The following is a 26,649-nucleotide window of genomic DNA, read 5'->3' on the forward strand; positions in this document are numbered from 1 at the left end:
GGCCGAACGTCACAGGTTCTCCAGGGCGCCGGAGCGCCGCGCGAGCGCCAGGTAGACGAGGATGACGATCACCGGGAAGAACGACGCCGCGGCCGCGAACGGCAGGTTGGCCGCCACCCCGATGTTGTCGTAGATGATGTTCGCGAACAGCTGCGAACTGCCGCCCACGATCTTCACCGTGATGTAGTCGCCGAGACTGAGCGAGAACGTGAAGATCGACCCGGCCACGATCGCCGGGAACAGCAACGGCAGGACGACGGACCGCAGGGTCCGGCCCGCCCCGGCGCCGAGGTCGCTGCTCGCCTCGAGCATCGACTCCGGGATCCGTTCCAGCCCCGCGTAGATCGGCAGCACCATGTAGGGCAGCCACAGGTACGACAGCGTGAGAACCACCGCCACGAGCCCGAACCCGGGCCCGTGCAGGCCGAACGGGCCCAGCGCCCAGTTCGCGACGCCGTCCTCGCTGAGCATCGTGCGCCAGGCGTACGTCTTGACCAGGTAGCTCGCCCACAGGGGCGTGAGGACCGCGGCGACGAGGACCCCGCGCCAGCGCGGCCTCGCCACCTTGGCCATGAACAGCGCCATCGGGACGGCGACGGCGGCGTCGATCACCGTCACCGCCACCGCCACCCCGAGGGAGCGCAACGCCACGGTCCGGTAGACCGAGTCGTGGAACAGGGTCGAGAAGTTGTCCCCCGTGGGCACGCGCACGAGAGCGCCGGTGAACGAGTCCGTACTCCAGAACGCCGTGGCGAACATCGCCACCAGCGAACCGAGGTAGGCCACCAGCAACCACGCCAGCGGGGCCGAGAGCAGGCCCAGCAGGCGGAGTCTCGCGCTGCTCACGAGTGGGTCATCCCTTGATCTGCGTCCAGGCCTGGGTCCACGCGGCGTAGTCCTTGCAGACGTTGCCCCGCGAGTCACCGCAGTTCTTGGTGGGCGTCGTCCAGTAGGCGATCTTCGCGGCGTAGGCCGAGTCGGTCGCATGGTAGGTCGTGCAGTGGTCCGGGTCCGCGGTCTCCTTGCAGGACAACGTCTGCGCCGGCGCCTCACCGAACCACTCGGCCACCTGGGCGTTCACCTTCGGCGAGATGATCCAGTTCATCCACTGGTAGGCGCAGTTCGGGTGCGCGGCCTTGGCCCCGACCATCCACGTGTCCGACCAACCGGTCGAACCCTCCTGCGGCAGAACGGCGTTCACCTTCACCTTGGCGTCGGCCGTGATCAGGTTGGCGATCACCTGCCAGGTCGTGCCGATCACCGAGTCGCCGCTCTCGAACGCGGACACCTCCTTGGTGTAGTCCGACCAGTACTCGCCGATCAGCCCCCGCTGCGTGGTGAGCAGGTCGACCGCCGCCGTGAACTGCGCGTCGTCGAGCTCGTAGGGGTTCGTGATCTTCAGTTCGGGCTTGGTCGCCTTCAGGTAGAGCGCCGCGTCGGCGATGTAGATGGGCGAGTCGTAGGCCGTGATCTTGCCCTTGTAGGGCGAGTTCGCGTCGAACACCGCACCCCACGACGTCGGCGCCGGGCTGACCACGGAGCTGTTCGACATGAGCAGGTTGGCGCCCCAGCCGTGCGGGATGCCGTACATCTGCCCGTTCACCGAGTTCCAGGGCTTGTCCTTCAGGAACGTGCTGACCGTCTTGTAGTTCGGCACCAGGCTGGTGTTCACGGGAGCCACGTCGCCGCCGTAGATCAGGCGCAGCGTCGCGTCGCCGGAGGCCGAGACGGCGTCGTACTGGCCGGACTTCATCAGCGTCACCATCTCGTCGGAGGTGTTGCCGATCTTCACGTTGACCTGGCAGCCGGTCTGCTTCTCGAACGGCGTGACCCAGTCGACGGTCTTGTCGTTGGTGCCGTCCTCGGCGTAACCCGCCCAGGCGATCAGGTTGAGCTGCCCCTCGGACTTGCCGAGCGCGGTGGGCGCCGACAGCTTCGGCACCGACAGTGAGGTCCCGCCGCCGCCCGAGCTGCTCGACCCACCGCAGCCGGCGACGGCCAGCGCGCAGGCCGACAGCGCCGCCATCGAGAGCAGAGCACGCTGCTTCCGCATTGTCTTCTCCTTCACTCGGCCCCACCGTCGTCCGGTGGGACGTCAACTGCCCCAGACGTTCCTGAATCCCCGAGTCGGACGGCGTTGCGTCGCGCCCACGCGACCCGCACCTTCCGACCGACCAGCCCACCGGTGTCGCCGGACTGGACCACATCGTTGCGGCGCAGCACGGCCAGGAGCGGACCGGCGTCCAGCTGCACCTCGAGCCGGCTCGTGGCCCCCGCGTACTGGACCCGGCTGACCACCCCGGCGGCGAAGACCTCGTGGTCGGCGGCCGCGTACCCGTCGTCCACCACCGAGATCTTCTCGGGGCGCACGCTGAACGTGCCGCGCTGGCCGATCAGGGTCTCGGCCACGTCGGGCGGGATCAGGTTCGACGTGCCCACGAAACCGGCCACGAAGGGCGTCGCGGGCCGCTCGTACACCTCGGCCGGCGGGCCGACCTGCTCGATCCGCCCGTGGTTGAACACGGCCACCCGGTCGCTCATCGACAGCGCCTCGGTCTGGTCGTGCGTGACGAACACGAAGGTGATGCCCACCTCACGCTGGATGGCGGTCAGCTCGGCCTGCATCTCCTCGCGCAGCTTCAGGTCCAGCGCGCCGAGCGGCTCGTCGAGCAGCAGCACCCGCGGCCGGTTGACCAGGGCACGGGCCAGGGCGACCCGTTGCCGCTGCCCACCGGACAGCTGGGTGGGGCGGCGCCCGCCGAACCCCTCCAGGCGCACGGTGGCCAGCGCTTGCTCGACCCGCTGCTGCGCCTCGGCCCGGCCGACCTTCTTGACCCGCAGCCCGTAGCCCACGTTCTCGGCCACGCTCATGTGCGGGAACAGCGCGTAGTCCTGGAACACCGTGTTCACGTCGCGCCGGTTGGGCGGGCGGCGCGTCACGTCGTCCCCGCCCAGCAGGACGGTCCCCGACGTGGGCAGCTCGAACCCGGCGATCAGCCGCAGCATCGTGGTCTTGCCCGAACCCGACGGCCCGAGCATGGCGAAGAACTCGCCGTCGGCGACCTCCAGGTCGACCTGGTCCACGGCGTGCACGAGCCCGTCGCCCGTGCCGAACGTCTTCGTCAGGCCTCGGACGGCGATCGCGGGACTTCCCGGACGGCCGGCTGGCAAGGGCACCTCAGTTTCTGAGCGGTCGCTGTGATCCCCGTGGCGGGAATCTAACCACGGGGAGGGGGCCGGGGCGCGGGATGATCCAACCTGTTACCGGATCATCCCGCGACCAGCGACGCGGCGTGATCGGGGACGTAGGTGGAGGCCTCGCGGGGCGGCCTCACGTACCCCTTCGGACGGGGCCGTTCGGGAATCTCGATCACGGGCCGCGCGACGTCCACGTAGGCCAGCGTGGAGAGCAGGTGCGCCATCATGTTCAGCCGGGCATGCTTCTTGACGTCGCTCTCGACCACGAACCACGGGGACCGGGTCGTGTCGGTGTAGGCCATCATCTCGTCCTTGGCCCGGGAGTAGTCCTCCCAGCGGGTGATGGACTCCAGGTCCATCGGGGAGAGCTTCCACGTGCGCATCGGGTCGTTCAGGCGCGAGGCGAACCGCTTCTGCTGCTCGGCGTCGGAGACGCTGAACCAGTACTTGCGCAGGAGGATGCCGTCCTCGATCAGCATGTCCTCGAAGAGCGGAGCCTGCCGGAAGAAGAGCCCGACCTGCTCGGGCGTGCAGAACCCCATCACCCGTTCGACGCCGGCGCGGTTGTACCAGGAGCGGTCGAACAGCACGATCTCGCCGGCCGCCGGCAGCTGCTCGACGTAGCGCTGGAAGTACCACTGACCGCGTTCCCGCTCGCTCGGTGCGGGCAGGGCCGCGATGCGCACGACCCGGGGGTTCAGGTACTCCGTGATCCGTTTGATCGTGCCGCCCTTGCCCGCGCCGTCCCGGCCCTCGAACAGGACGACCAGGCGCTGACCCGTGGCCTTCACCCACTCCTGGACCTTCACGAGCTCCGCCTGCAGGCGGTACAGCTCGCGCTCGTAGGTCTCGTCGTCGATCTTCTTCGGCTTGTCCCTGCCCATCGTCGAACGGTAGGCCGCCGCGACGGCGTGCGGAATGACGCGACGGTTACGGTTCGCGCCGCCGGTGGGCGGTGAGCACGCTGAAGACGCCGAAGGAGGCCAGCCCGAGGGCCACCAGGGTGAGCAGCCAGGGGCCGGCGGGGGCGTCGGCGAGGGTCTTGAGCGCGTGGTCGAGCCCGGCGGCGTCGTCCGGGTCGGCCTGGACGCCGGCCACCACGACCAGGACGCCGAGCACGCCGTAGACCACGCCGCGGGCCACGTAACCGCCCTGTCCGAGCCGGCGCATGCCCCGGCCGAGCCCGCCCTGGATCTTGTCCAGGAACTCGCCCTTCCAGCCGTCGTAGACCAGGTAGCCGGCGACGCCGATGATCACCAGGCCGGCGATCACCACGAGCGCTTTGCCGGGGGTCCCCCAGCCCAGCACGGTGCCGGTCCAGTCCTGCTGCTTCTGCGACGAGCTCTTCGTGCCGCCCTGGAACACCAGCTTGCCGGCCTGGAAGGCGAGGCTGAGCCCGATGACCGCCTTCGCCGCGGCCGCGACCCGCTTGCCCGTCCGTTCCTTGCCCTCGACGTTCTCGAACCCGATGGCCGCCTCGACCGCCTGCCAGGCCGCCCAGGCCAGGAAGCCGATCGCCATCAGCGCGAGCAGCACCTTGCCCGCGGCGTTCTCCGCCAGCTGGGCCATGGCTCCGGTCTGGTCGGCCGACTTGCCTCCGGAGCCGCCGAACGCGACCTGCAACGCCAGCCAGGCCAGGAGCAGGTGGACGACGCCGATCGCCGCCACCCCGACCTGCCCGAGCAGTTGCACCCAGCGCGAGTCGGCCTGACCCGCGGCCCGTTTCGCGGTGCTCGTGGCCTCCTGCGCGTGCGCCCGGGCCCGGTCGTCGAGTGCCATGTCGCCTCTTCCCTGTCACGGTGGCGATCACAGCGTGGCACGGCTCAGGCCGCGCGCACGCTCAGCCGACCTGGCCCCGACGCGGTTAGGCCTCTGTCGGGTCGACGAGCGGCAGCAGGGCCTGGACGACGGCCAGCTCGGCCTGGGTGGTGACGTGCACGTTGGTCGGGTCGCCGGGCACCAGGACGACGCGGCCGCCGTTCGCGGTGACCACCGCCGAGTCCTCGACCGCCTCGGGGATGGTCGCGTGCGCGGCCCGCAGCGCCCCGGCGTCGAAGGCCATCGGCATCTGGGCGCTGACGTGACCGCCCGCGGGGATGGTCGCGCCCGCCGTCCCGTCGGGGTTGAGCGTCTTGACGGCGTCGGTCAGCGGCAGTCCGGGGACCGCGGCGTCGGCCCCGGCCCGTACCGCGGCCACCACGCCCGCGTAGAGCGCAGGGCTCGCCAGCGGGTGCGCGGCGTCCGAGATCACCACCACCGCAGCCTCTTCCGGCACGGCGGCCAGCCCGTTGCGGACCGACCCGGCGCGGGTCTCGCCACCGGTGGCGTGGACGACGGGCAGGTGGTCGGGCGGCCGGTGCCCCTCGGGGAGGACCAGGACGATGCCGTCCGTCACCCCCTGCATGGTCAGCACGGTGCGCTCGAGCATGGTGCGGCCCCCGACGACGGCGAACTGCTTGAGCCCCCCGAACCGCGTCCCACCGCCCCCGGCCAGCACGATGCCCCAGACGCTCACCGGCGCTCGTACTCCCGGTAGCTACCGCTGTCGGCCACGTATCGGCCCCTTACCGGTGGACGACGGGAGCATGAGCGGGTCAGGCGTTCAGGACGGCGGGCAGCGTGGCGGTGTGGGCCGCGCGCAGCTCGTCGAGCGTGAGGGTGAACTGGCCCGACACGGTGAGGTTCTCGCCACCGGTGGCGCCGATCGCGGCCACCGGCACCTCGGCCTGCGCGCACCGGGCCCGGAAGGCGTCGACGTCGGCCGCGCGCACCGCGACGACGGCCCGGGCGGTCGACTCGCTGAACAGGGCGGTGAAGGCGTCGGCGTGCACGTGCTCGAGGTTCACGCTCGCCCCGACCCCGAACCGCAGGCTCGCCTCGACCAGGGCCTGGGCCAGACCGCCGTCCGAGAGGTCGTGCGCGGCCAGCACTTGCCCCGCGGCCGAGGCGCCGGTCAGCACGGTGGCCAGCGCCCGCTCGGCCTCCAGGTCGACCCTCGGCGGGAGGCCGCCGAGGTGCCCGTGCTCCACCCAGGCCCATTCCGAGCCGCCGAACTCGGCCCCCGTCGTCCCGAGCAGGAAGATCTGATCACCGACCGACTTCCAGCCCGACGGCGTCCGGCGTGCGACGTCGTCCATCACCCCGAGGACCCCGACCACGGGCGTCGGGTGGATCGCGACGTCGCCGGTCTGGTTGTAGAAGCTGACGTTCCCACCCGTGACCGGGATGCCGAGCTGCTTGCAGCCGGCCGCGAGACCCTGCACGGCCTGGGCGAACTGCCACATGACCGCCGGGTCCTCGGGCGAGCCGAAGTTGAGGCAGTCGGAGACGGCCATCGGGCGGCCCCCGGCGGCGGCCACGTTGCGGTAGGCCTCGGCGAGCGCCAGCTGCGCGCCCGCGTAGGGGTCGAGGGCGCCGAACCGGCCGTTGCAGTCCGTCGCCAACGCCACCCCGAGACCGGTCTCCTCGTCGACGCGCAGCACGCCCGCGTCGTCCGGCATGGCCTGCGCGGTGTTGCCCTGCACGTACCGGTCGTACTGGTCGGTGACCCACGAGCGGCTGGCCAGGTTCGGCGAGGCGACCATGCGCAGCACGAGATCCTTCAGCGCGTCGGGGTTCTCGGGGCGGGGCAGGCGGTCGGGGGTGTCGGCCTGGCGGGCGTCGAGCCACTCCGGGCGGGCCATCGGGCGGTGGTACACCGGGCCGTCGTGGGCCACGCTGCGGGGCGGGACGTCGACGATGGTCTCGCCGTGCCACAGGACGACGAGCCGCCCGGTGTCGGTGACCTCGCCCATCACGGTGGCCTCGACGTCCCAGCGGGCGGTGATGGCCAGGAACGCGGCCAGGTCGCCGGGGGTGACGACGGCCATCATCCGTTCCTGGCTCTCGCTCATCAGGATCTCCTCGGGCGCCAGGTTCGGGTCGCGCAGCGGCGCCCGGTCGAGGTGCACGAGCATCCCGCCGTCGCCGTTGCTGGCCAGTTCGCTGAACGCGCACGAGAGCCCGGCCGCCCCCAGGTCCTGGATCCCCTGCACCACATCGGCTTTGAACAGTTCCAGGCAGCACTCGATGAGCACCTTCTCGGCGAACGGGTCGCCGACCTGGACGGCGGGCCGCTTGGTCGGGCCGCCCTCGGTGAAGGTCTCGCTGGCCAGGATGCTGGCCCCGCCGATGCCGTCACCACCGGTGCGGGCACCGAAGAGGACGACGAGATTGCCCGTCCCGCGGGCGTTCGCGAGGTGGATGTCCTCGTGCCGCAGGGTGCCGACGGCCAGCGCGTTGACCAGGGGGTTGCCCTGGTAGCAGGGGTCGAACACGACCTCGCCGCCGATGTTCGGCAGCCCCAGGCAGTTGCCGTACCCGCCGATGCCGGCCACGACGCCGGGCAGCACGCGCCTGGTGTCGGGGTGGTCGAGCGCGCCGAAGCGCAGCGGGTCCATCACGGCTACCGGGCGCGCACCCATGCTGATGATGTCGCGCACGATGCCGCCGACCCCGGTGGCCGCCCCCTGGTACGGCTCGACGTAGCTGGGGTGGTTGTGGCTCTCGATCTTGAACGTGACGGCCCAGCCGTTGCCGATGTCGACCACGCCCGCGTTCTCACCGATGCCGACCAGCAGATGCTCGCGCATCTCCTCGGTGGTCTCGTCCCCGAACGTGCGCAGGTGCACCTTGGACGACTTGTAGGAGCAGTGCTCCGACCACATCACGGAGTACATGGCCAGCTCGGACGACGTCGGGCGGCGGCCGAGGATCTCGTGCACCCGCTCGTACTCGTCGAGCTTCATGCCGAGGGCGGCGTAGGGCTGCTCGACCGGGCCGCTCTCGCGGGCCTTGTCGACGGTGTCGAGCGACTTGCGCTGCTCGGGGGTGAGGGTGGAGCCGTCGTCCACGCCCGCGTCCAGGTCGGCGCCGTACGTACTGATCGAGTCGCTCGTCACGGCGTCGAGCCTACTTGGCGGGCCGGGCCCGCCGATCAGGCGCTGCGACCTGAGGCGGCGCAAGATCACCGCCGTGACGTCAATCGGCGGGGTTCGACCCGACGGAATGACGGATCAGCGGTGATCATGGGCGGGATCGCGCGGGTAGCGGGGGGCGCGGTCGGCGGGGAATGATCGGCGGGCATACAGGCGCAGTCCCCGGCGTTGCGGGCCACCTGGCGAGTCGATCCGCGGAGGTCCCCCATGAGCACACCGACATGAGCACAGCCACCACGTCCCTGGGGCAGACCGTGTCGGCGAAGGCGACCCGCACGGCCGCGAAGCTGCGCCGCCGGCTGACGCCCGAGGTCACGTCCACGGCGCTGCTGCTGCTCGGGGTGATCGGCGCCCTGGTCTGGGCCAACGACCCCTGGGGCCACAGCTACGACGAGTTCTGGCACGAGCACGTCGCCCTGTCGGCCGGCGGCCACGCGATCGACCTGAGCCTGCAGCACTGGGTCAACGACGGGCTGATGACCCTCTTCTTCTTCGTCATCGGCCTGGAGGTGCGCCGCGACCTGGCCCTCGGCGAGCTGACCGACCGGACGCGGCTGATCGTCCCGTCGCTGGCCGCCCTCGGCGGCGTCCTCGCCCCGGCGCTGGTGTACCTGGCCGTCGTGCGGGGCGGCCCGGACGCCGGGGGGTGGGGCGCCGTCGTCGCGACCGACACCGCCTTCCTGCTGGGCATCCTCGCGCTGGTCGGGCCCTCGTCGTCCAGCGGTCTGCGGGTCTTCCTGCTGTCCCTGTCCGTGGTGGACGACGTGGTGGCGCTGACCATCGTCGCCGTCGTCTACTCCGACGAGGTGTCGGTGCCCGCGCTGGCGCTGGCCGCCGTCGCGATCGCGACGATCGTGGTGCTGACCCACCTGCGGATCTGGCGCGGGGGCGCGTATCTGGTGGTCGGGCTCGTGATGTGGGTGGCGATGATCGAGTCGGGCGTGCACCCGTCGGTCGGCGGCATCCTGCTCGGCCTGCTGGTGGCCGCGTACTCGCCGCGCCCGCAGGACGTCGACCGCGCGGCCGCGCTGGCCCGCGCCTTCCGCCAGTCCCCGCTGCCGGGCCTGGCCCGCCTGACGAAACTGTCCGTGGAGCGGGCGGTCTCGACCAACGAACGTCTGCAGGAACTGCTCCGCCCGTGGACGGCGCTGGTGATCGTCCCGGTGTTCGCGCTGGCCAACGCCGGGGTCGGGCTGGACGGTGCGGCGCTGCGGGCCGCGGTGCACTCCCCCGTGATGTGGGGCGTGGTGGCGGGTCTCGTGCTCGGCAAGCCGCTGGGCATCGGGCTGACGACGAGTCTGGGCGCCCGGCTGCGGCCCGAGACGATCCCGCCCGGGGTGTCGATGCTGCAGCTGTGGGGCGGCGCGGCGCTCGGCGGGATCGGGTTCACCGTCTCGCTGTTCGTGATCGACCTGGCCTTCGACGGCTCCGAGGCCGCGGACGACGCCAAGATCGGCGTGCTGGCGGCGGTTCTCGCGTCCACGGTGATGAGCTGGGCACTGTTCCGGCTCAGCGCGTGGCGGCACCCCGAGCAGGACGGCGCCCGCCCGATCATCCTGGACCTGCCGGTCGACCCGTCACGCGACCACATCCGCGGCCCGGTCGACGCGCTCGTGACGCTCGTCGAGTACGGCGACTTCGAGTGCCCGTTCTGCGGTCGCGCCACCGGCACCGTGGCGGAGGTCCGGGCCCGGTTCGGCGACCGGCTGCGCTACGTGTTCCGGCACCTGCCGCTGTCCGACGTCCACCCCAACGCGCAGCTGGCCGCCGAGGCGGCGGAGGCGGCCGGTGCGCAGGGCGCGTTCTGGGAGATGCACGACCGGCTGTTCGAACACCAGGGCCAACTGACCGCGGGCGACCTGGTCCAGCATGCGGCCGCGCTCGGGCTCGACGTGCCGCGGTTCGCGCGGGAACTCGGCTCCGGCGTCTACGCCGAGCGGGTCGCGCAGGACCGGGCCAGCGCCGCGGCGAGCGGGGCCGACGGCACGCCGACGTTCTTCGTCGGTGACCGCCGGGTCGTCGGGCAGTACGACGCCGAGACCCTGACCAACCTGTTGCACGAGGCGAAAATGGCCGCGGGGTACCGGATGCCGGCCCGCCCGCCGCACGCCGACGTGGACGACGCCCTCTGGGAGACGTCGCAGCTGACCCCCGGCACGCGCAGCCGGTCGTGGCGCCCGCTGACCCGGGCCGACATGGACGAGCCGATCGCCGAGACGCCCGACCTGCTGGGCTCCTACCCGCGGTTGGACGCCGAGCAGCTGCGCATCCTGGAACGCTACGGGGCCCGCCGACGGGCGGAGGCGGCCGAGGTGCTGGCCCACATCGGCGAAGCCGGCTACGCGCTGTTCGTGGTGCTGTCGGGCATGGCCATCGTGGTCGGCGGCGACAAGAACGACCACCGGCTGGTCTCCGCGCACGGCCCCGGCCGGTTCCTCGGCGAGCTCAGCCTGTTGACCGGTGAGCCGCCGGTCCTGGCCCTGAAGATGCACGACCCGGGCGAGGTGCTCGTCGTCCCCCGGGACCGGCTGCCGCAGCTGTTCGCCGATCACCCGGACCTGGCCGCGCTGATCAACCGGGCGATGCTGCTGCGCCGGGGCCTGCTGCTCGGCGTCGAGGGCGAAGAACCCGCGGCGGAACCGGTTACGCGCTGACCAGCGACTCCAGCACCGAGGTGAAGAACCGCAGGCCGTCGATGCCGGACCCCTCCGGGCCGAACAGCGCCTCGACGGCGTGCTCGGGGTGCGGCATCAGCCCGACGACGGTGCCGGCGGCGTTGCTGATCCCCGCGATGTCGCGGTAGGAGCCGTTGGGGTTGAAACCCTGGTAGCGGAACACCACCCGGCCCTCGCCCTCCAGCTGGTCGAGGGTGCGCTCGTCGGCGACGAACCCGCCCTCGCCGTTCTTCAGCGGGATCGTGATCCGCTCGCCGGGGGCGTACCCGCTCGTCCACACCGTGTCGGTGCGCTCGACGCTCAGCTCCTGGTCACGGCAGATGAAGTGCCGGTGGTCGTTGCGGATCAACGCGCCCGGCAGCAGGTGGCTCTCGCAGAGGATCTGGAAGCCGTTGCAGATGCCCAGCACCGGCAAGCCGCCGCTCGCGGGCGAGGCCGCCTTGACGATCTCGTCCATCACCGGCGCGAACCGGGCGATCGCGCCGCAGCGCAGGTAGTCGCCGTAGGAGAACCCGCCCGGCACGACGACCGCGTCGACGCCCTTCAGGTCGGCGTCGCCGTGCCACAGCGGGACGGCGGTGCCGCCGGCGATCCGGACCGCGCGGGCGGCGTCCCGGTCGTCCAGGCTGCCCGGGAAGGTGACGACCCCGACGCGCATCAGGCCGGGACCTCCGTAGCGGCCCGGACGCTGACGACATCCTCGATCACCAGGTTGGCCAGCAGGGTCTCGGCGGCCTCCCGCGCCTTGGCCAGCATGGCGTCGTCCACCTCGCCCTCGACCTCGAGCTCGAACCGCTTGCCCTGCCGGGCCCCGGCGAACCCGTCGAAGCCGAGCCGGGCCAGCGCACCGGCGACGGCCTTGCCCTGCGGGTCGAGGATCTCCGGCTTCGGCATGACGTCGATGACGACGCGACCCATGACGCTCCAGTCGTTCGGCGGTCGGTAGGCGGGGTTACCCCGCAAAACTACCGGACGCTCAGTACTCGACCTTGTCGGCCTTGTCGTTCCAGTGCTGGAAGGGCAGCGTCGCGCCCGGGCCCCCCAGGTGCTGGACCTGGACCGGCCACTGCTCGACCGGGGTGGTGAACACCTCGTAGAAGGCCCGGTCGTCGAACCCGGCCTCGGCGGCGTCGTGCCGGTCGGCGGCGAAGATCACCCGGTCCATCCGGGCCCAGAGCGCGGCCGACAGGCACAGCGGGCACGGCTCGCACGAGGCGACCAGCAGGCAGCCGTCCAGCTTGAACGTCTGCAGCTTCTGGCAGGCGTCGCGGATGGCGACCACCTCGGCGTGCGCGGTCGGGTCCAGGGTCGGGGTCACGCGGTTCACCCCGACGCTGATCAGCTCGTCGCCCTTGACCACGAGCGCGCCGAACGGGCCCCCGCCGTCCAGCACGTTCTGCGCGGCGGCCGCGACCGCCCGCTCGAGCCATGCCTTGTCGTCCATCGCTCTCCCTTTCCAGGCTCCCGTTCAGAGGTCCCACAGCCGGCGGGCCAGGCGGGCCAGGTCGGCGCGCGCCGCAGCCAGGTCGACACCCAGCAGTTCGCCGTCCTGGACGACGAACTCGCCGTCCACGAGCAGGTGCTTCACCCGCTTGTCCGGGCCCAGCACCAGGGCGGCCACCGGATCGGGGACGTCCTGGACGTCCTCCCCGGCCCAGATCGCGAGGTCGGCCTTGAGACCGACCGCCACCGCGCCCACGTCGTCCCGGCCCAGGGCCCGAGCCCCGCCCCGGGTGGCCAGGTCGAGCACCTGGGCGCAGGTCATCGAGGTGGCGTCGCCGGTGCGCTGGCGCCCGGTGAACAGGGCCTGGCGCAGCTCGGTGAAGAGCGAGCCCGACTCGTTGCTGGCCACGCCGTCCACGCCCAGCCCCACGGGCGCACCGGCGGCGACCAGGTCGCTCACCCGGCAGAAGCCGGAGGCCAGCCGGGCGTTGCTGCTCGGGCAGTGCGCGACCCCGGTGCCGGTGGCGCCGAGCCGGGCGACCTCGGCGTCGTCGAAGTGGATGCCGTGCGCGAACCAGACGTCGTCGCCGATCCAGCCCCACTCCGCGACCAGGTCGAGCGGGCGTCGCCCGTAGCGGGCGAGGGTGTCGCGCTCCTCGTCGAGGGTCTCGCAGAGGTGCGTGTGCAGCTGCGTGCCGAGCCGGCGGGCCAGGTCGGCGCTCTCCTGCATCAGGCGCGGGGTGACCGTGAAGGGCGAGCAGGGGGCGACGGTGACGACGATCCGGTCACCGTCGTGCAGCCGCTCGAAGACCGACTGCGTGCTGGCCAGGATGGCGTCGGTCTCCTCGACCACGCCGTCGGGCGGCAGGCCGCCCTGGGACTCGCCCAGGTCCATCGACCCGCGGGCCACATGGGCGCGGATGCCGACCTGGCGGGCCGCCGCGGCGATCCGGTCGAACACCGAGTCGTCGCCGCGGGGCACCAGGTAGTGGTGATCGGCGGCGGTGGTGCAGCCGGTCATGGCCAACTCGGCGAGACCGACGAGCGCGGCCGCGTGGACGTCGTCCGGGTCGAGCGAGTTCCAGACCGGGTACAGCGTGGTGAGCCACCCGAACAGGCCGTCGTCCACCGCCCGGCCGCGGGTGGCCCATTGGTACAGGTGGTGGTGGGTGTTCACGAACCCGGCGGTGAGGATGTCGCCGTCGGCGTCCAGCACCCGGTCGCCCGGTTCGGCGGGCACGTCGCCGACCGCGGTGATCACGCCGTCCTCGACGGCCACGTCGCCGTACGTGCGGGCGCCGCGGATCACCAGTCGGGAGGTCATGTCCGGGACGGTAACCGGCGGCTGTTGCGAGGACGTGACAGGCTGGGCCGCGTGATCGTCACCCACATCGGCCATTCCTGCCTGCTGGTCGAGGTCGCCGGGGCGCGCCTCCTGATCGACCCGGGCGCCTTCTCGCACGGCTGGGTCGAACTGACCGACCTGGACGCCGTGCTGGTCACCCACCAGCACCCCGACCATCTGGACGTCGAACGGCTGCCGGCCCTGCTGGAGGCCAACCCGCAGGCGTCGCTGCTGACGGAGCCGGAGGCGGCGGCCGAGCTGGAGAAGGTCGGCATCGACGCGGCGGCCCTGCACGTCGACCAGTCGCTGACGCTGGGCTCGGTGACCGTGACCGGCGTCGGTGGGGTGCACGCCGAGATCGACCCGGCCATCCCGCGGGTGGGCAACGTGGGGCTGCTGGTGTCGGCGGCCGGCGAACCGACCCTGTTCCACCCGGGCGACACCTACGAGTACACGCCGGCCGGGGTCGACGTGCTGGCCTTCCCCCTGCAGGCGCCCTGGACGAAGTTCAGCGAGACCTCCGCGTTCGTGCAGGCCGTGGGCGCCTCGTCGCTGTTCCCGATCCACGACGCGCTGCTGCAGCCGTTCGCGCGCAACGTCTACCTGGGCAACCTGGGCCGGGTCGCGCCCGAGCTGTCGGTGACCGACCTGAACGGCGCCGGGCCGAGCGAGTTCTGACCATCCTGGTACGTTCTCGTACCAGCTCGTACCAGGACCGGAGGCGTCGATGGGTTCATTCCAGGGCAAGGTGGCCGTGGTGACCGGCGCCGGGTCGGGCATCGGCCGCGCCCTCGCGCTCGGTCTGGCCGACCGGGGCGCCCGGCTGGCGCTGAGTGACGTGGACGACTCCGGGCTGGCCGCGACGGTCGAGGCGGCCCGCGCGCAGCGGGCCGAGGTGCACTCCGCACACCTGGACGTGGGCGACCGAGTCGCGTTCGAGGCCTACGCCGAGGCGGTGGCCGGGCACTACGGGGTGGTCCACCAGATCTACAACAACGCCGGGATCAGCGGCTCGGGCTCGTCGATCCTCGAGGCCACGTTGGCGGACTACGACCGCCTGCTCGCCGTGAACCTCTGGGGCGTGCTGCACGGCACGAAGATCTTCCTGCCGCACCTGATCGCCTCCGGTGACGGGCACGTCGTGAACATCTCCAGCCTGAACGGCTTCATGGCTCAGCCGATGCTCGGCGAGTACGTGACCGCCAAGTTCGCCGTGCGCGGCTTCACCGAGACGCTGGCCGCCGAGCTGGCGGTCAGCGGCGCGCCGGTGCGGGCGACCGTCGTGCACCCCGGCGGGGTGCACACCAACATCGCCACCGCGGCGCTGGAGGCCCGCGAGGCGCGCGGGGGCACCGTGACGGACGCCGACCGGGCCCGGGTCCGGATGTACAACGAGAAGCTGCTGGTCATGCCGCCGGAGAAGGCCGCCGCGATCATCCTGGACGGCGTGGCCGCCGGCCGGCCGCGGGTGCTGGTCGGGCGCGACGCGAAGGCCGTCGACCTCCTGGTCCGCACGCTGCCGCGGTTCTACCCGCGCCTCGTCGCGCGGGTCACCCGGCGCATGCTGTCGCGGACCGGTTGATCGGCGCCGCAGCCGGGTTCGCGCGAGTTCCGCTCGGCCGTTCCCGGCCGGGTCCGTGATCTTCGCCGAACGTCAGGCGTGCGCGGCGGCCTCGGCGGCGATGTCCGTGCGGTGGTGACCGCCGGGCAGGTCGATCCGGGCGACGGCGGCGTAGGCGGCGTCGCGTGCGGCCGCCAGCGTGGGGCCCGTGCCCACGACCGACAGGACGCGACCGCCGGCGCTGACCAGGGCACCGTCGGCGTTGCGGGCCACCCCGGCCGCCACGACCCAGCTGTTCTCCCCCTCAGCCGCACCGATGCCGGTGATGACGTCGCCGGCCTTCGGGTCCGCCGGGTACCCGGCCGCCGCGAGAACCACCGTCACCGCGGCGGTCTCGCGCCAGATCAGGGGCGGGTGCGCGGCCAGGGTGCCGTTCGCGGCGGCCAGCAGCAGGCCGCCCAGAGGCGTGGCCAGGCGGGGCAGGACGACCTGCGTCTCGGGGTCGCCGAACCGGGCGTTGAACTCGATCACCTTGACGCCGCGCTTGGTCAGCACCAGCCCGCAGTACAGCAGGCCCGCGAAAGGCGTTCCCCGGCGAGCCATCTCGTCGACGGTCGGCTGTGCGACGCCGCGCACGACGTCGTCCACCAGTGAGGCCGGGGCCCACGGCAGCGGCGAGTACGCGCCCATCCCACCGGTGTTCGGGCCGGCGTCGCCGTCCAGCGCGCGCTTGAAGTCCTGGGCCGGGGCCAGCGGGACGACGGTCGAACCGTCGGTGACGCAGAACAGCGAGATCTCCGGCCCGGCCAGGAACTCCTCGACGACGACCCGCCCGCCCGGCTTGGCCAGACACTGCGCGGCGTGGCCCAGCGCCGCGGCCATGTCGTCGGTGACGACGACCCCCTTGCCCGCCGCCAGCCCGTCGTCCTTCACCACGTGCGGAGCGCCGAGCTCGGTGAGGGCGGAGGCCACCTCGTCGATCGACGTGCACACCCGCGCCTCCGCCGTGGGTACCCCGGCGGCGGCCATGACGTCCTTGGCGAAGGCCTTCGACCCCTCCAGCTGCGCGGCGGCCCCGGTCGGCCCGAAGCAGGCGATCCCGGCCGCGCGCACGGCGTCCCCGACCCCGGCGACGAGCGGCGCCTCCGGGCCGACGACCACCAGGTCGACGCCGAGGGAGGTGGCCAGCGCCCCGACGGCCTCGGGGTCGGTGGCCTGGACGGCGTGGCAGTGGGCCAACGCCGCGATCCCCGGGTTGCCCGGAGCGGCGTGCAGCTCGGTGACCTCGGGGTCGGCGGCCAGGGCGCGGGTCAGGGCGTGCTCGCGCGCGCCGTTGCCGATCAGCAGAACCTTCACGCCCCGACCCTACCGACCTCCAGGACCCGGCCGGACGCCCTCGAAGATGACGTTGGCGTCGTACTGGCGGGCCAGCTCCAGGTGCCGCTCGGTCGTGACGGTCCACAGCAGCACCGGGACTTCGAGCAGCCGCCGCCACAGCGCCAGCGAGGCGTCGCGGACGGCCTCGATGTCGTAGCCGATGAACTGGGGGCGGGTCAGTGGGCTGGCGACCATGCTGCGCAGCAGCCACTTCTGTGCGGCCGGTACCGATACGCCGGCGAAGTCACCGGACAGCTGGCCGCGCGGGACGTCGGGGGCGTGCGCCCGCAGCCACAGCAGCACCCGCGGGTCGAACGACTGGACGGCGGTCGGCGCGGACCGGCCGGCCAGCGCCGCCATCACGGCCGGGCCGATCACGTCGGCCGGGATGTTCGGCTTGACCTCGACCAGCAGCGGCGCCGACCCGGCGGCCGCCACGGCCTCAGCCAGGGTCGGGATGCCGAAGTCCGTTCCGTCGAGGCGCAGGTCGCGCAGCACCGAGGCGGGCTCCTCGGCGACCACGAGCCGCTTGCCGGTGACCCGTTCGGTGTCGAGGTCGTGAATCACGACCGGCACCCCGTCGGCACTCAGCCGCACGTCGAACTCGATCGCGTACCCGGCCTCGGCGGCGGCCGCGAACGCACCGAGGCTGTTCTCCGGGAGCTGCGCGTCGTGCAGCCCCCGGTGCGCGACGGGTAACTCCCGCAACCACGTCACAGCGAGGCCTCCACCTCCGCGAGCGCCTCGGCGAGCAGGCCGATGCCGTACCGGGCCTCGTCGTCGGTGATGTTCAGCGCCGGGACGACGTGGGTGCGGCTGCCGTTGATGAACGGCAGCAGCCCGAGCCGCTTGCAGGCGGCGGCCAGAACGCCCATGGCGGGCGAGGTGCCGAACCCGCCGGGGGTCAGCGGTTCCCGGGAGTCCTTGTCCCGCACGAGTTCCAGCGCCCAGAAGCAGCCGAGGCCGCGCACCTCCCCGACGATCCCGCTGTCGGCGGCCAGCTTCACCAGCTCGGGCCCGATCACCTCCCGGCCGAGCCGGTCGGCGTTCTCGATCAGCCGCTCGTCGGTGAGCACGCCGATGTTGGCGACCGCCGCCGCGCAGCCCAGCGGGTGCCCGCTGTACGTGAGACCACCCGGGAACGCACGGGTCTTGAAGGAGTTCGCGATGTCCTCGCTGATCAGCACCCCGCCCAGCGGCACGTACCCGGAGTTCACGCCCTTGGCGAAGGTGATCAGGTCGGGCGCCGTGACCGCGCCGCCGACCGGCTTCCACTCCCCGGGCGTCCCGGTCGGGGCCTCGTCGGCCAGCTCGCACGCGAACCAGCGGCCCGACCGGCCGAACCCGGACATCACCTCGTCGGCGATCCAGACGATGCCGTGCCGGTCGCACAGCTCACGCACCCCGCGCAGGTACCCGGCGGGCGGGACCATGATGCCCGCCGTCCCCGGGATCGACTCCAGGACGAGCGCCGCGATGGTCGACGGGCCCTCCAGGGCGATCGTCTGCTCCAGGTGCTCCAGCGCCCGCGCGCACTCCTCCTCCTCGGAGGTGGCGTGGAACGCCGACCGGTACGGGTAGGGCCCGAAGAAGTGGACGACGCCCTCGGCGCCGTAGTCGTTCGGCCAGCGCCGCGCGTCCCCGGTCAGGTTGATCGCCGTGGTCGTGTTGCCGTGGTAGCTGCGGTAGCGGCTGAGCACCTTGCGGCGGCCGGTGTGCAGCCGGGCCATGCGCACCGCGTTCTCGATCGCGTCGGCGCCGCCGTTGGTGAAGAACACCTGCCGGAACGCATCGCCCGGGGCGCGCTCGACGATCAGCCGGGCCGCCTCGGAACGCGACTCGACCGCGTGCTGCGGGGCGATGGTCCCCAGCGTCGCGGCCTGCTCGGTGATCGCCGCGACCACCCGCGGGTGGTTGAACCCGAGCTGGGTGAACACCAGCTGCCCGGAGAAGTCGAGATGGGCCCGCCCCTCGCCGTCCAGCACCCACGAGCCCTGCGCCCCGGTGGCGACGAACGGGTCACGCCCGTCCTGCGCCAGCCACGAGTGGAAGACGTACTGCAGGTCCAGCTCCTTGGTCCGGGCGGGGGAGCCGGGGCCGGACGACGGGAGCGGCTGCGGGTGCGCCGGTGCGGTGGAGGGGAGGGTGCGTCCGTCGTCCAGGCTCGTCATGTCATCCAGCCTACTTTCGCGGCGTGCGCGAGTCTGTACCCGTGAAGCCGGCGGTCGAGCGGTACGTGCAGGAGCATCTGCGAGCCGGCTTGGGGCGGGTCCGCGACGCCCGCTGGAGCGTGATGCAGTGCGCGCTCGCGGCGATGCTGGCCTGGTCCCTGGCCAGCGACGTGATCGGTCACGCGCAGGCGTTCTACGCCCCCGTCGCGGCGGTCGTCTGCCTCGGGGTGTCGAACGGGCAGCGGATTCGCCGGGTGCTCGAACTGGCCGTCGGGGTCACCGTGGGGGTGGGGATCGCGGACCTGCTCTACAGCCAGGTCGGGTCCGGGACGTGGCAGATCGGGCTGGTCGTGGCGGTGGCGCTGCTGGCCGCCCAGTTCCTGGGCGGCGGGCCGCTGGCCACCAACCAGGCCGCCGTCCAGGCCTCGTTCCTGATCGCCCTGCCGGCGGCGGCCGGGCACGGGCTCGGCCGCTGGGAGGACGCCCTGATCGGCGGGGTCTGCGCCCTGCTGGTCGCGGCGGTGCTGCCGCCCGACCCGATCCCGCCGGTCCGCCGGCACGCCCGCGCGCTGATCACCGAGCTGGCCGAGGTCGTCGAGGCCGCGGCCGCGGCGATCCGGACCGGCGACCCGGCCCTGGCCGACGCCACCCTCGACCGGGCCCGGCGCACCCAGGCCGACGTCGAGCGCTGGACCGACGCCCTGCGCGGGGCCGACGAGATCACCACCCTGTCGCCGCTGCGCCGCCGTCATCGGGCCGAGCTGCGCCGGTACCGGCTGGCCCTGGTCGGGCTGGACCGGGCGACCCGGAACATGCGGGTCGCCGTCCGCCGCGTGGCCGCCGACCTCGACCAGGGGCACCCGCTGCCCGAGCCGCTGGCCGGCGTCCTGCACGACCTGGGCCGCGTCCTGCACGCCCTGCACGACGAGGTGGGCCGCGACCCGAGCCTGGGCCGCACCAGCGACGAACTCGTCGGCCTGGCCGCCCGGCTCGACCCGGCCCGGCTGGAGGCGACGTCGTTCTCGGCGACCGTCGTCCTCGGCCAGGTGCGCTCGGCGGTGGTCGACCTGCTCGGGGCCGTCGGGTTCGGGCTCGCCGACGCCCGGGCCAAGCTGGCCGGGTGAGCCGCGCGACATCGGCGAGGCTGCGTCCGAAATGCGGTTACGTCACACTGGTGATCGGCCGCAACGCTGCGGGACCGACCCACCCGACCGCCGCACCCCGGCAGGTGAGTACCCGTGAGCAGCACGTGAGCAGCCCCCTCGACGGCTTCAGCGTGCTCGTGACGGCCAGCCGGCGGACCGCGGAGTGGGCCGCCGCCTTCGCCCGCCAGGGTGCCCACGTGACGCTGGCTCCGACGCTGTCGATCGAACCGCTGCCCGACCTCGAGGCGATGCTGGCGGCCACCCGCGAACTGATCGCCGACCCGCCCCAGGACGTCGTGGTGACCACGGCGATCGGCTGGCGCGGCTGGCAGGAGGCGGCCGAGACACACGGGCTGGAACCGCAGCTGAGCGAGCTGGTGGGGGCCGCGCGGGTGTGGGCCCGCGGGCCGAAGGTGCGTGGGGCGCTGCACGGCGCCGGGCTGGCCGACTCGGTCGTCGAACCACCCGCCGGCGTGGTCGCGGAGACCGGCGCCGGGGTGGTCAGCCGGCTGCTGGCCGAGGGGGTGCAGGGCCGGCGGATCGCCGTCCAGCTGTACGGCAGCGCCGACCTCGACGCGCTGGAGGCGTTGCGCGGGGCCGGCGCGGACGTCGTCCCCGTGCCCGTCTACCGGTGGGGGCCGGCGCCCGACCCGGCCGCCGTCGACCGGGCGGTCGGGCAGGTCTGCACGGGCGGGTACGACGCGGCGGTGTTCGCGAGTGCGCCGGGCGTACGGGCCTTCCTGGACGCCGCCCGCCGCCTCGAGCGGTACGCGGAGGTCCTCGAGGCCCTGCGCGGGCCGGTGGTGCCCGCCGCCGTCGGTCCGGTCACGGCTGCCCCGCTGCGCGAGGTCGGGCTGGAACCCGTCGTGCCCGAACGGTTCCGGCTGGGGGCCACGGTCCGGGTGCTGGCCGCCCGGCTGGCCGAAGGCGTGCGCTCGCTGGCGTTGCCGGACGGCGGGTGCCTGGAACTGCGCGGCCGGGTCGCCTCCGTGGACGGCGAGAGCGTCACCCTGACACCCGCGCAGCTGGCGCTGCTGCGCCGGCTGTCCGACCGCCCGGGTGAGGTGGTGGCCCGCGAGCAGTTGCTGGACGCCCTGCCGGGCACCTCGGGGGACGGGCACGCGGTGGAGGTGACGGTGGCCCGGTTGCGGGCGGCGTTACCCCGGGCCGAGCTGATCCAGACCGTGGTGAAGCGGGGCTACCGGTTGGCGGTTTCGCGGGGCTGACCCGTAGTCGGGGTCAGCACTCGATCACCAGTTCACCGCCCTCGACCCGGACGTCGTAGGTCGTCAACGGTTCCTGACCGGACGTCGAGCAGCCGGTGGCCAGGTCGAAGGCGTGCAGGTGCAGCGGACAGACCACGACGTGCTCGTCGGCCTGCCCGTCGGCGATCGGACCGCCCGAGTGCGTGCAGCGGGCCGACACGGCCCGCACGGCACCGGATCTCAGGCGGAACACGGCGACCTGCTCGGCGCCCACCGCAAACGCGCGGCCCTCGCCGGGCGGGATCTGGTCCAGCGGACCGAGCCGGTAGGTGGACGTCGTGGCGGTCACTGCTGCCCCGCCGGTTCCTCGGCCCGGACCGGCGCGACGGCCGGCCGGGGCGCCCGAGGGTCGCCGTCCAGGGACTCGGCCGCCCGGCCGCCGAGCGCGGTGGATCCGTCCCGGACCGGCACCTGGGGCAGCGAGATCAACGGCAGCGACGGGCGGAACTGCCCGGGGACCGCCGGGTCCTGGCCCTCCTTCCACGGGTCCCGGTAGGCGTCGACGGCTTCCTGGATGCGCGCGTCGAGACCGGCGGCCGTGCCCTCGGCGTCGTCGACCACGACCGCCTGCACGGTCTGGAGACCGACCCGCGGGACGAAGGCGTACGTGCGCTCCAGCCACTTGGCGTTCTCGCGGTAGTACTGGATGAACCGGCCGACCAGCGTGATCACCTCCTCCGGTGTGTCGACGGTGGTGAGCAGGTCACCCTTGCGGATGTGCGCTCCCGCCGCCCCACCGACGTAGATCTCCCAGCGGCCGCCCGCGACGGCGACCACTCCGACGTCCTTCACGTAGCTCTCGGCGCAGTTGCGGGAGCAGCCGCTGACCGCCAGCTTCAGCTTGCCCGGCCCCTCGATGCCCTGGAACCGGGTCTCCAGCGCCACCCCGAGGGCGGTCGAGTCGCCGAGGCCGAACCGGCAGAAGTCCGCCCCCACACAGGTCTTCACGGTGCGGAAGCTCTTCCCGTACGCGTAGCCCGACGGCATGTCGAGGTCGGCCCACACCTTCGGCAGGTCCTCCTTGCGCAGGCCGAGCAGGTCGATCCGCTGCCCGCCCGTGAGCTTCACCATCGGCACGTCGTACTTCTCCGCCACGTCGGCGATCCGGCGCAGCTGGTCGGGTGAGGTGATGCCGCCCTTCATCTGCGGCACCACCGAGAACGTGCCGTCGCGCTGGATGTTCGCGTGCACCCGGTCGTTGATGAACCGCCCGTCGCGCTCGTCGACGAAGTCGTCGGGCCACATCATCCGCAGCAGCGAGGTGAGGCCCATCTTGCTCTTCGCATCCTCCTCGCCACCGGGGGCCAGGGCGGCGAACACGGCCGACACCGAGTACAGCCGCAGCTCCCGGATACGTTCCATCAGTTCGGGTTTGGCCAGCGGGATGCCGGGCACGTAGTAGTGCTCGGCCGGATCGACCTCCATGTCGTCGCCGGCCGCCCACTCGACGATCTGCGCCACGAGCGACTTGCACGACCCGCAGCCCTTACCGGCCCGGGTCGTGTCCATCACGCCGCCGACCGTCTTGCAGCCGCTCTGCACGCACGCGACCAGATCCCCCTTGCTGACCCCGTTGCAGTTGCAGACCTGCTGCGCGTCGGGCATCTCGGCCGGGCCGACCTCCTCCGTCGGGCCGCCGATGTCGAACATCAGCGCGGCCCGCTGCTCGGGCAGCGGCTGGGAGCCGTCGAAGGCCTGCATGAGGAAGGAGACCTTGGCGCTCTCGCCGACCACGGTCGCACCGATCAGCCGGTCGTCGCGGATCACGATGCTCTTGTAGACCCCCCGCCGGGGTTCGGAGAACACGATGTGCTCGTCGTCGTCGCGCTCGGGGGCCGTGACGCCCATCGAGGCGACGTCGACCCCGGCCACCTTCAGCTTGGTGGCGATCCGCGAACCGTGGTACTCCGCCCCGGGATTCGCGCCCGTCACCACGTCGGCCAGCACGCGGGCCTGGTCCCACAGCGGGGCGACCAGCCCGTAGACCTGGTCGCGGTGCTGCACGCACTCACCGACCGCGAAGACGTGCTCGTCGTCGACGGAACGCATCTGGTCGTCCACGACGATGGCCCGCTCGACCGTGAACCCGCTGGTCTCGGCGACCGCCACGTTGGGGCGCACGCCGGCGGCCACGACCACCATGTCGCACGGGATGGTCCGGCCGTCGGCCAGTTTCACGCCCTCCACCCGCTCGTCACCGTAGATCTCGGTGGTCATCGCGTCGGTGAGCACCGTGATGCCGAGCTTCTCCACGCTGGCCTGGAGGATCTCGCCACCGGCCGGGTCGAGCTGCATGTTCATCAGGTGGCCCATGGCGTGCAGCAGCGTGATCTGCAGGCCGTGCCCTTGCAACCCGCGGGCCGCCTCGAGCCCGAGCAGGCCGCCGCCGATCACGACGGCGCGCTCGTGGTCGCGCGCGTAGGCGACCATGCGACGCGTGTCGTCGATCGTCCGGAATGCGAAGACGCCCTGGTGGAAGCCGCGTTTCGGGTTGCGCGCGCCCGGGATGGGCGGGACGAACGCGTGCGACCCGGTCGCCAGTACCAGCGTGTCGTATGACGTCACCGACCCGTCGTCGGCGTGCACCTGCCGGGCGTGCCGGTCGATCCGGACGATGCGGCGCGGGGCGTGCAGCGTGACACCGTTGTGCTCGTACCAGGCCAGGTCGTTGAGGAAGATGCCGTCCTCGGTCTCCTCACCGGACAGCACGTGGGAGAGCATGATCCGGTTGTAGTTGCCGTACGGCTCGTCGCCGAACATCGTGATGTCGAACTGGTCGCCGCCGCCGCGGGCCAGGATCTCCTCGACCGTGCGGGCGCCGGCCATCCCGTTGCCGACCACCACCAGCCGGCGCTTCATACCTCCACCAGCCCCAGGTCGATCACCACGGTGCCCGAGACACCCTCGGGCGCCGCCAGGTACAGCTCGATGACGGTTCCGCCGGGCAGGTCCTCGACCACCCGCAGCGGCACGTGCACATCGCCCTTGGCGCTGATCGGGAAGTAGCGCATCGGCACCCCGTCGCGGGTCAGCACGAGGGTGACGAGCTCGTCGCTGGAGTTGCCGCCCCGGAAGTACAGGGCCTGGGCCACGACGCCGGGGGCCACGACGTGGCGCAACGACTCGTGCAGCGGTTCGGCCTTCTCGAGACCGGCCCCACTGAACGGGAAGACGCCTTGCAGGAAGCGGGGTCTGGTGTACACGAAGGGCTCCTCGGAGTGGGTCACGGGCACGGGCCGGCGGTCATGCGGGGTCGAGTTCGCGGGAGGGGTCGTCGTCGGACGGCTCGATCGGGGTGACCGCCACGGCACAGACCTCGGGGGCCCGTATCCGCGAGAACCGTTCGGGGGCGCGGTCAGTCAGGGCGTCGACGCTCGAGGCGTCCTCCCAGTGGGCCGGCGCGAACACCGTGTCGGGCCGCACGGCGTCAGTCAGGCGGGCCCGGAAGACGGCCGACCCACGCCGGGTGGTCAGCCGGACGAGGCCGTGGTGGGCCACTCCCTCCCGCCCGGCCAGGTCGGGGTGCAGTTCGGCGAAGGCGTGCCGCTGAGCGTGAGTCGGCGACGCGACCCGGTGGATCTGGGCGCCGCCGTGGTCCGGCTGCATCCCCCCGCCCGTGGTCAGCAGGTAGGGGTATTCGCGGTCGGGTCGCTCGGCGGGTCCGCTGTGCTCCACCCCACCCGGTGCCGCTGCCGTCGTCTCACCCATGCCCTCCAGCCTGGACGTCGGTCCGCACGGACCGGTTTCGCCGACGTGATACTCCGGTTAGCAGTTCCTCTCCTCGCCCCGGCGCGGTTGTGAGGTCGCCGCAGAATTCGGTCCAGCCCCAGCGATATCTCTGACCCACAGTGTCTTTCAGCACCTCTTCGACTTACGGCGAGGGGCCACGGGCGCGCCGGCCGGGCGGGCCCGCGGGAGTCCCGCGGGCCCGCCCGTTGCGATGCGGCGCGTTCAGACGCCGGCCTCCCCCATCCGGGTCCCCCGGCGGACGTAGGAGATCCAGGTCACCGCGAGGAGCACCACGAAGAAGGCGATGTAGAACTTCAACGCCGGCTGGATGTTCCCGTAGTGGTCCTTCGACCAGGCGTAGGCCAGAGGTACGACGAAGCCACCGAAGGCGCCGACCGAGGAGATGATGCCCAGCGCACCGGCCGCCTGGCGGCGCATCTGCACCATCGTCTCCGGGGCCCCACCGGCGTCCTGACCCTTGATCTGGAAGATCCGGGAGATCATCCGGTAGGTCGAACCGTTGCCGATGCCGGTGGCGACGAAGAGAAACATGAAGCTGACGAAGAAGACCGTCAGGCTCTTGTTCTGCACCGACCACAGTGCCGCCGAGGCGCCGAGCGCCAGCATCAGGAAACTGACCAGCGTGACGCGGGCGCCACCGATCACATCGGACAGTCGACCACCGAGGGGGCGGGCCACCGAGCCGATCCCGGCACCGAGAAAGGCCCAGGTCAGGGCGATGTCACCGCGATCGAAGACGGCCTTCAGCAGCGAGGGGAACGCCGCGGAGTAGCCGATGAACGAGCCGAAGGTACCGATGTACAGCAGCGACATGATCCACGTGTCGCGGTGACGCAGGGACTGCAGGACCGGCTTCACGTCGGCCTTCGCCTCGGACAGGTTGTCCATGAACAGCCAGGCCCCGACCGCCGCCAGGATCGCGAAGGGGATGTAGAGGTACCCCGCACGGGCCAGGGCCAGGCCACCTCCCGCAGCCACCACCAGCGGCACGACCTTCTGGGCCACCGCGACGCCGACGTTGCCGCCGGCCGCGTTCAACCCCAGGGCCCACCCCTTCTCCTTCTCCGGGTAGAAGAACGAGATGTTGGCCATCGAGGAGGCGAAGTTGCCCCCGCCGAAGCCCGCGGTGGCGGCCACCAGGACCAGCGCCCAGAAGGGGGTGTCCGGGTTGCCGACCGCCCAGGCCATCAGACCGCACGGGATGAGCAGAAGCAGCGCGGAGACGACCGTCCAGTTGCGCCCCCCGAAGATCGGTACGGCGAAGGTGTACGGCAGACGCAGGAAGGCCCCCACCCCGGAGGCCACCGCGGTCAGGGTCAGCGCCTGCGAGGTGCTGAGGGCGAAACCGGACGGGGCGGCGGCACCGGTGGCGGACACGGTCATCTGGACGACGACGATGCTCCAGAGCAGCCAGACCGAGAAGCCGATGTGCTCGGCGAAGATGGAGAAGACGAGGTTTCGGGTCGCGATGCCCTTGCCCTGCTCCTTCCAGAAGGTCGGATCCTCCGGCTCCCAGTGTTCGATCCAGTGCGAACCATGATGGCTGGCAACGATTCTCGACTCTGTCGCGGCGTCGCTCTCGGAAGTGGTCGCGGTGTCGGCCATTTCAGGCTCCAGGTGTGGTCGGGGCGCCGGCCCTCGCCGGACGCTGCCCCACGACCGTAGGAACGCTCCGTTACCCGACCGCTAGGGCCCAGTTACCCGACCGCAACGTTGTCCGCACAGAGCTCGCCGGGCCTTGTG

At 72.3% G+C, this 26,649-nt stretch carries 24 protein-coding genes; 5 read left to right on the forward strand and 19 right to left on the reverse strand.

Going from position 1 to position 26,649, the window contains the following annotated elements; genetic code table 11:
• Positions 1-9: 9 nt before the first annotated feature.
• The 7 genes from ACIB24_RS01595 to purL form a co-directional block, all read right to left on the reverse strand.
• Positions 10-846 (reverse strand): ABC transporter permease, encoded by an 837-nt coding sequence (locus tag ACIB24_RS01595; RefSeq protein ID WP_398274169.1) that lies wholly within the window; start codon positions 844-846, stop codon positions 10-12.
• Between the two features lie 7 nt (positions 847-853).
• Positions 854-2,053, reverse strand: a complete 1,200-nt coding sequence (locus ACIB24_RS01600) for an ABC transporter substrate-binding protein (protein ID WP_398274172.1) — start codon at positions 2,051-2,053, stop codon at positions 854-856.
• 11 nt (positions 2,054-2,064) lie between these two features.
• Positions 2,065-3,177, reverse strand: a complete 1,113-nt coding sequence (locus ACIB24_RS01605; protein WP_398274175.1) for an ABC transporter ATP-binding protein — start codon at positions 3,175-3,177, stop codon at positions 2,065-2,067.
• Positions 3,178-3,269: 92 nt separating this feature from the next.
• Positions 3,270-4,082, reverse strand: coding sequence for a polyphosphate kinase 2 (gene ppk2 / locus ACIB24_RS01610; protein WP_398274178.1), 813 nt, complete (start codon positions 4,080-4,082; stop codon positions 3,270-3,272).
• 46 nt (positions 4,083-4,128) lie between these two features.
• On the reverse strand, positions 4,129-4,977 hold the full coding sequence (locus ACIB24_RS01615; RefSeq protein WP_398274181.1) for a DUF1206 domain-containing protein: 849 nt from the start codon (positions 4,975-4,977) through the stop codon (positions 4,129-4,131).
• A gap of 85 nt (positions 4,978-5,062) precedes the next feature.
• Entirely contained in the window at positions 5,063-5,713 is a 651-nt protein-coding gene (locus ACIB24_RS01620; protein ID WP_398274184.1) for a 2-C-methyl-D-erythritol 4-phosphate cytidylyltransferase, read from the reverse strand.
• Positions 5,714-5,792: 79 nt separating this feature from the next.
• Positions 5,793-8,090 carry a phosphoribosylformylglycinamidine synthase subunit PurL gene (gene purL, locus ACIB24_RS01625; protein WP_398276694.1) on the reverse strand — a complete coding sequence of 766 codons (2,298 nt, stop codon included), beginning with the start codon at positions 8,088-8,090 and terminating at the stop codon, positions 5,793-5,795.
• Between the two features lie 305 nt (positions 8,091-8,395).
• Between purL and nhaA the strand changes: the two genes are divergently transcribed.
• Positions 8,396-10,828 carry a Na+/H+ antiporter NhaA gene (nhaA, locus tag ACIB24_RS01630; protein ID WP_398274187.1) on the forward strand — a complete coding sequence of 811 codons (2,433 nt, stop codon included), beginning with the start codon at positions 8,396-8,398 and terminating at the stop codon, positions 10,826-10,828.
• Here nhaA and purQ read toward each other — a convergent pair.
• From purQ to ACIB24_RS01650, 4 genes are read right to left on the reverse strand one after another with little or no spacing between them, the layout of a single operon-like run.
• Complete coding sequence (gene purQ, locus ACIB24_RS01635) at positions 10,818-11,507, reverse strand: phosphoribosylformylglycinamidine synthase subunit PurQ (RefSeq protein WP_398274190.1); 690 nt, start codon at positions 11,505-11,507, stop codon at positions 10,818-10,820. The genes nhaA and purQ overlap by 11 nt on opposite strands.
• Entirely contained in the window at positions 11,507-11,767 is a 261-nt protein-coding gene (gene purS, locus ACIB24_RS01640) for a phosphoribosylformylglycinamidine synthase subunit PurS (RefSeq protein ID WP_398274192.1), read from the reverse strand. Before purS ends, purQ begins: the two co-directional genes overlap by 1 nt.
• A 58-nt stretch (positions 11,768-11,825) precedes the next feature.
• Complete coding sequence (locus ACIB24_RS01645) at positions 11,826-12,293, reverse strand: nucleoside deaminase (RefSeq protein ID WP_398274194.1); 468 nt, start codon at positions 12,291-12,293, stop codon at positions 11,826-11,828.
• 24 nt (positions 12,294-12,317) lie between these two features.
• Positions 12,318-13,616: an 8-oxoguanine deaminase gene (locus ACIB24_RS01650; RefSeq protein WP_398274196.1), complete on the reverse strand. Its 1,299-nt coding sequence runs from the start codon at positions 13,614-13,616 to the stop codon at positions 12,318-12,320.
• Between the two features lie 51 nt (positions 13,617-13,667).
• Here ACIB24_RS01650 and ACIB24_RS01655 point away from each other — a divergent pair, with 51 nt between their 5' ends.
• On the forward strand, positions 13,668-14,315 hold the full coding sequence (locus ACIB24_RS01655) for an MBL fold metallo-hydrolase (RefSeq protein WP_398274198.1): 648 nt from the start codon (positions 13,668-13,670) through the stop codon (positions 14,313-14,315).
• 49 nt (positions 14,316-14,364) lie between these two features.
• A complete protein-coding gene (locus ACIB24_RS01660; protein WP_398274201.1) occupies positions 14,365-15,219 on the forward strand; it encodes an SDR family NAD(P)-dependent oxidoreductase in 855 nt (284 codons plus the stop codon).
• A 72-nt stretch (positions 15,220-15,291) separates the two neighbouring features.
• On the opposite strand, the gene purD is transcribed toward ACIB24_RS01660, so the two are convergent.
• Genes purD through ACIB24_RS01675 form a run of 3 tightly spaced genes read right to left on the reverse strand, consistent with a single transcriptional unit; the run spans position 15,292 to position 18,746 of the window.
• The gene (purD, locus tag ACIB24_RS01665; RefSeq protein ID WP_398274204.1) at positions 15,292-16,554 is read right to left on the reverse strand and encodes a phosphoribosylamine--glycine ligase; all 1,263 of its coding nucleotides are present in this window, start codon (positions 16,552-16,554) and stop codon (positions 15,292-15,294) included.
• Between the two features lie 9 nt (positions 16,555-16,563).
• Positions 16,564-17,292: a glycerophosphodiester phosphodiesterase family protein gene (locus ACIB24_RS01670; RefSeq protein ID WP_398274207.1), complete on the reverse strand. Its 729-nt coding sequence runs from the start codon at positions 17,290-17,292 to the stop codon at positions 16,564-16,566.
• Complete coding sequence (locus ACIB24_RS01675; RefSeq protein ID WP_398274210.1) at positions 17,289-18,746, reverse strand: aspartate aminotransferase family protein; 1,458 nt, start codon at positions 18,744-18,746, stop codon at positions 17,289-17,291. Before ACIB24_RS01675 ends, ACIB24_RS01670 begins: the two co-directional genes overlap by 4 nt.
• A 23-nt stretch (positions 18,747-18,769) precedes the next feature.
• Between ACIB24_RS01675 and ACIB24_RS01680 the strand changes: the two genes are divergently transcribed.
• Both ACIB24_RS01680 and ACIB24_RS01685 read left to right on the forward strand, forming a co-directional pair.
• Positions 18,770-19,870: an aromatic acid exporter family protein gene (locus ACIB24_RS01680; protein ID WP_398274212.1), complete on the forward strand. Its 1,101-nt coding sequence runs from the start codon at positions 18,770-18,772 to the stop codon at positions 19,868-19,870.
• Between the two features lie 125 nt (positions 19,871-19,995).
• Positions 19,996-21,117 (forward strand): uroporphyrinogen-III synthase, encoded by a 1,122-nt coding sequence (locus ACIB24_RS01685; RefSeq protein ID WP_398274215.1) that lies wholly within the window; start codon positions 19,996-19,998, stop codon positions 21,115-21,117.
• 13 nt (positions 21,118-21,130) lie between these two features.
• Here the strand turns inward: ACIB24_RS01685 and ACIB24_RS01690 are convergent, their stop codons facing one another.
• From ACIB24_RS01690 to ACIB24_RS01710, 5 genes are all read right to left on the reverse strand, one after another.
• Positions 21,131-21,445, reverse strand: coding sequence for a Rieske (2Fe-2S) protein (locus ACIB24_RS01690; RefSeq protein ID WP_398274218.1), 315 nt, complete (start codon positions 21,443-21,445; stop codon positions 21,131-21,133).
• Positions 21,442-24,015: a nitrite reductase large subunit NirB gene (nirB, locus tag ACIB24_RS01695; protein ID WP_398274220.1), complete on the reverse strand. Its 2,574-nt coding sequence runs from the start codon at positions 24,013-24,015 to the stop codon at positions 21,442-21,444. Before nirB ends, ACIB24_RS01690 begins: the two co-directional genes overlap by 4 nt.
• Positions 24,012-24,359, reverse strand: a complete 348-nt coding sequence (locus tag ACIB24_RS01700; protein WP_398274223.1) for a molybdopterin oxidoreductase — start codon at positions 24,357-24,359, stop codon at positions 24,012-24,014. The genes nirB and ACIB24_RS01700 overlap by 4 nt, the downstream gene beginning before the upstream one ends.
• 40 nt (positions 24,360-24,399) lie before the next feature.
• Entirely contained in the window at positions 24,400-24,864 is a 465-nt protein-coding gene (locus ACIB24_RS01705) for a molybdopterin dinucleotide binding domain-containing protein (protein ID WP_398274226.1), read from the reverse strand.
• A gap of 243 nt (positions 24,865-25,107) precedes the next feature.
• Positions 25,108-26,511, reverse strand: a complete 1,404-nt coding sequence (locus ACIB24_RS01710) for a NarK family nitrate/nitrite MFS transporter (RefSeq protein WP_398274229.1) — start codon at positions 26,509-26,511, stop codon at positions 25,108-25,110.
• Positions 26,512-26,649 lie beyond the last annotated feature (138 nt).

It is taken from the genome of Spongisporangium articulatum (assembly GCF_044465595.1).
Lineage (GTDB): Bacteria > Actinomycetota > Actinomycetes > Actinomycetales > Kineosporiaceae > Spongisporangium > Spongisporangium articulatum.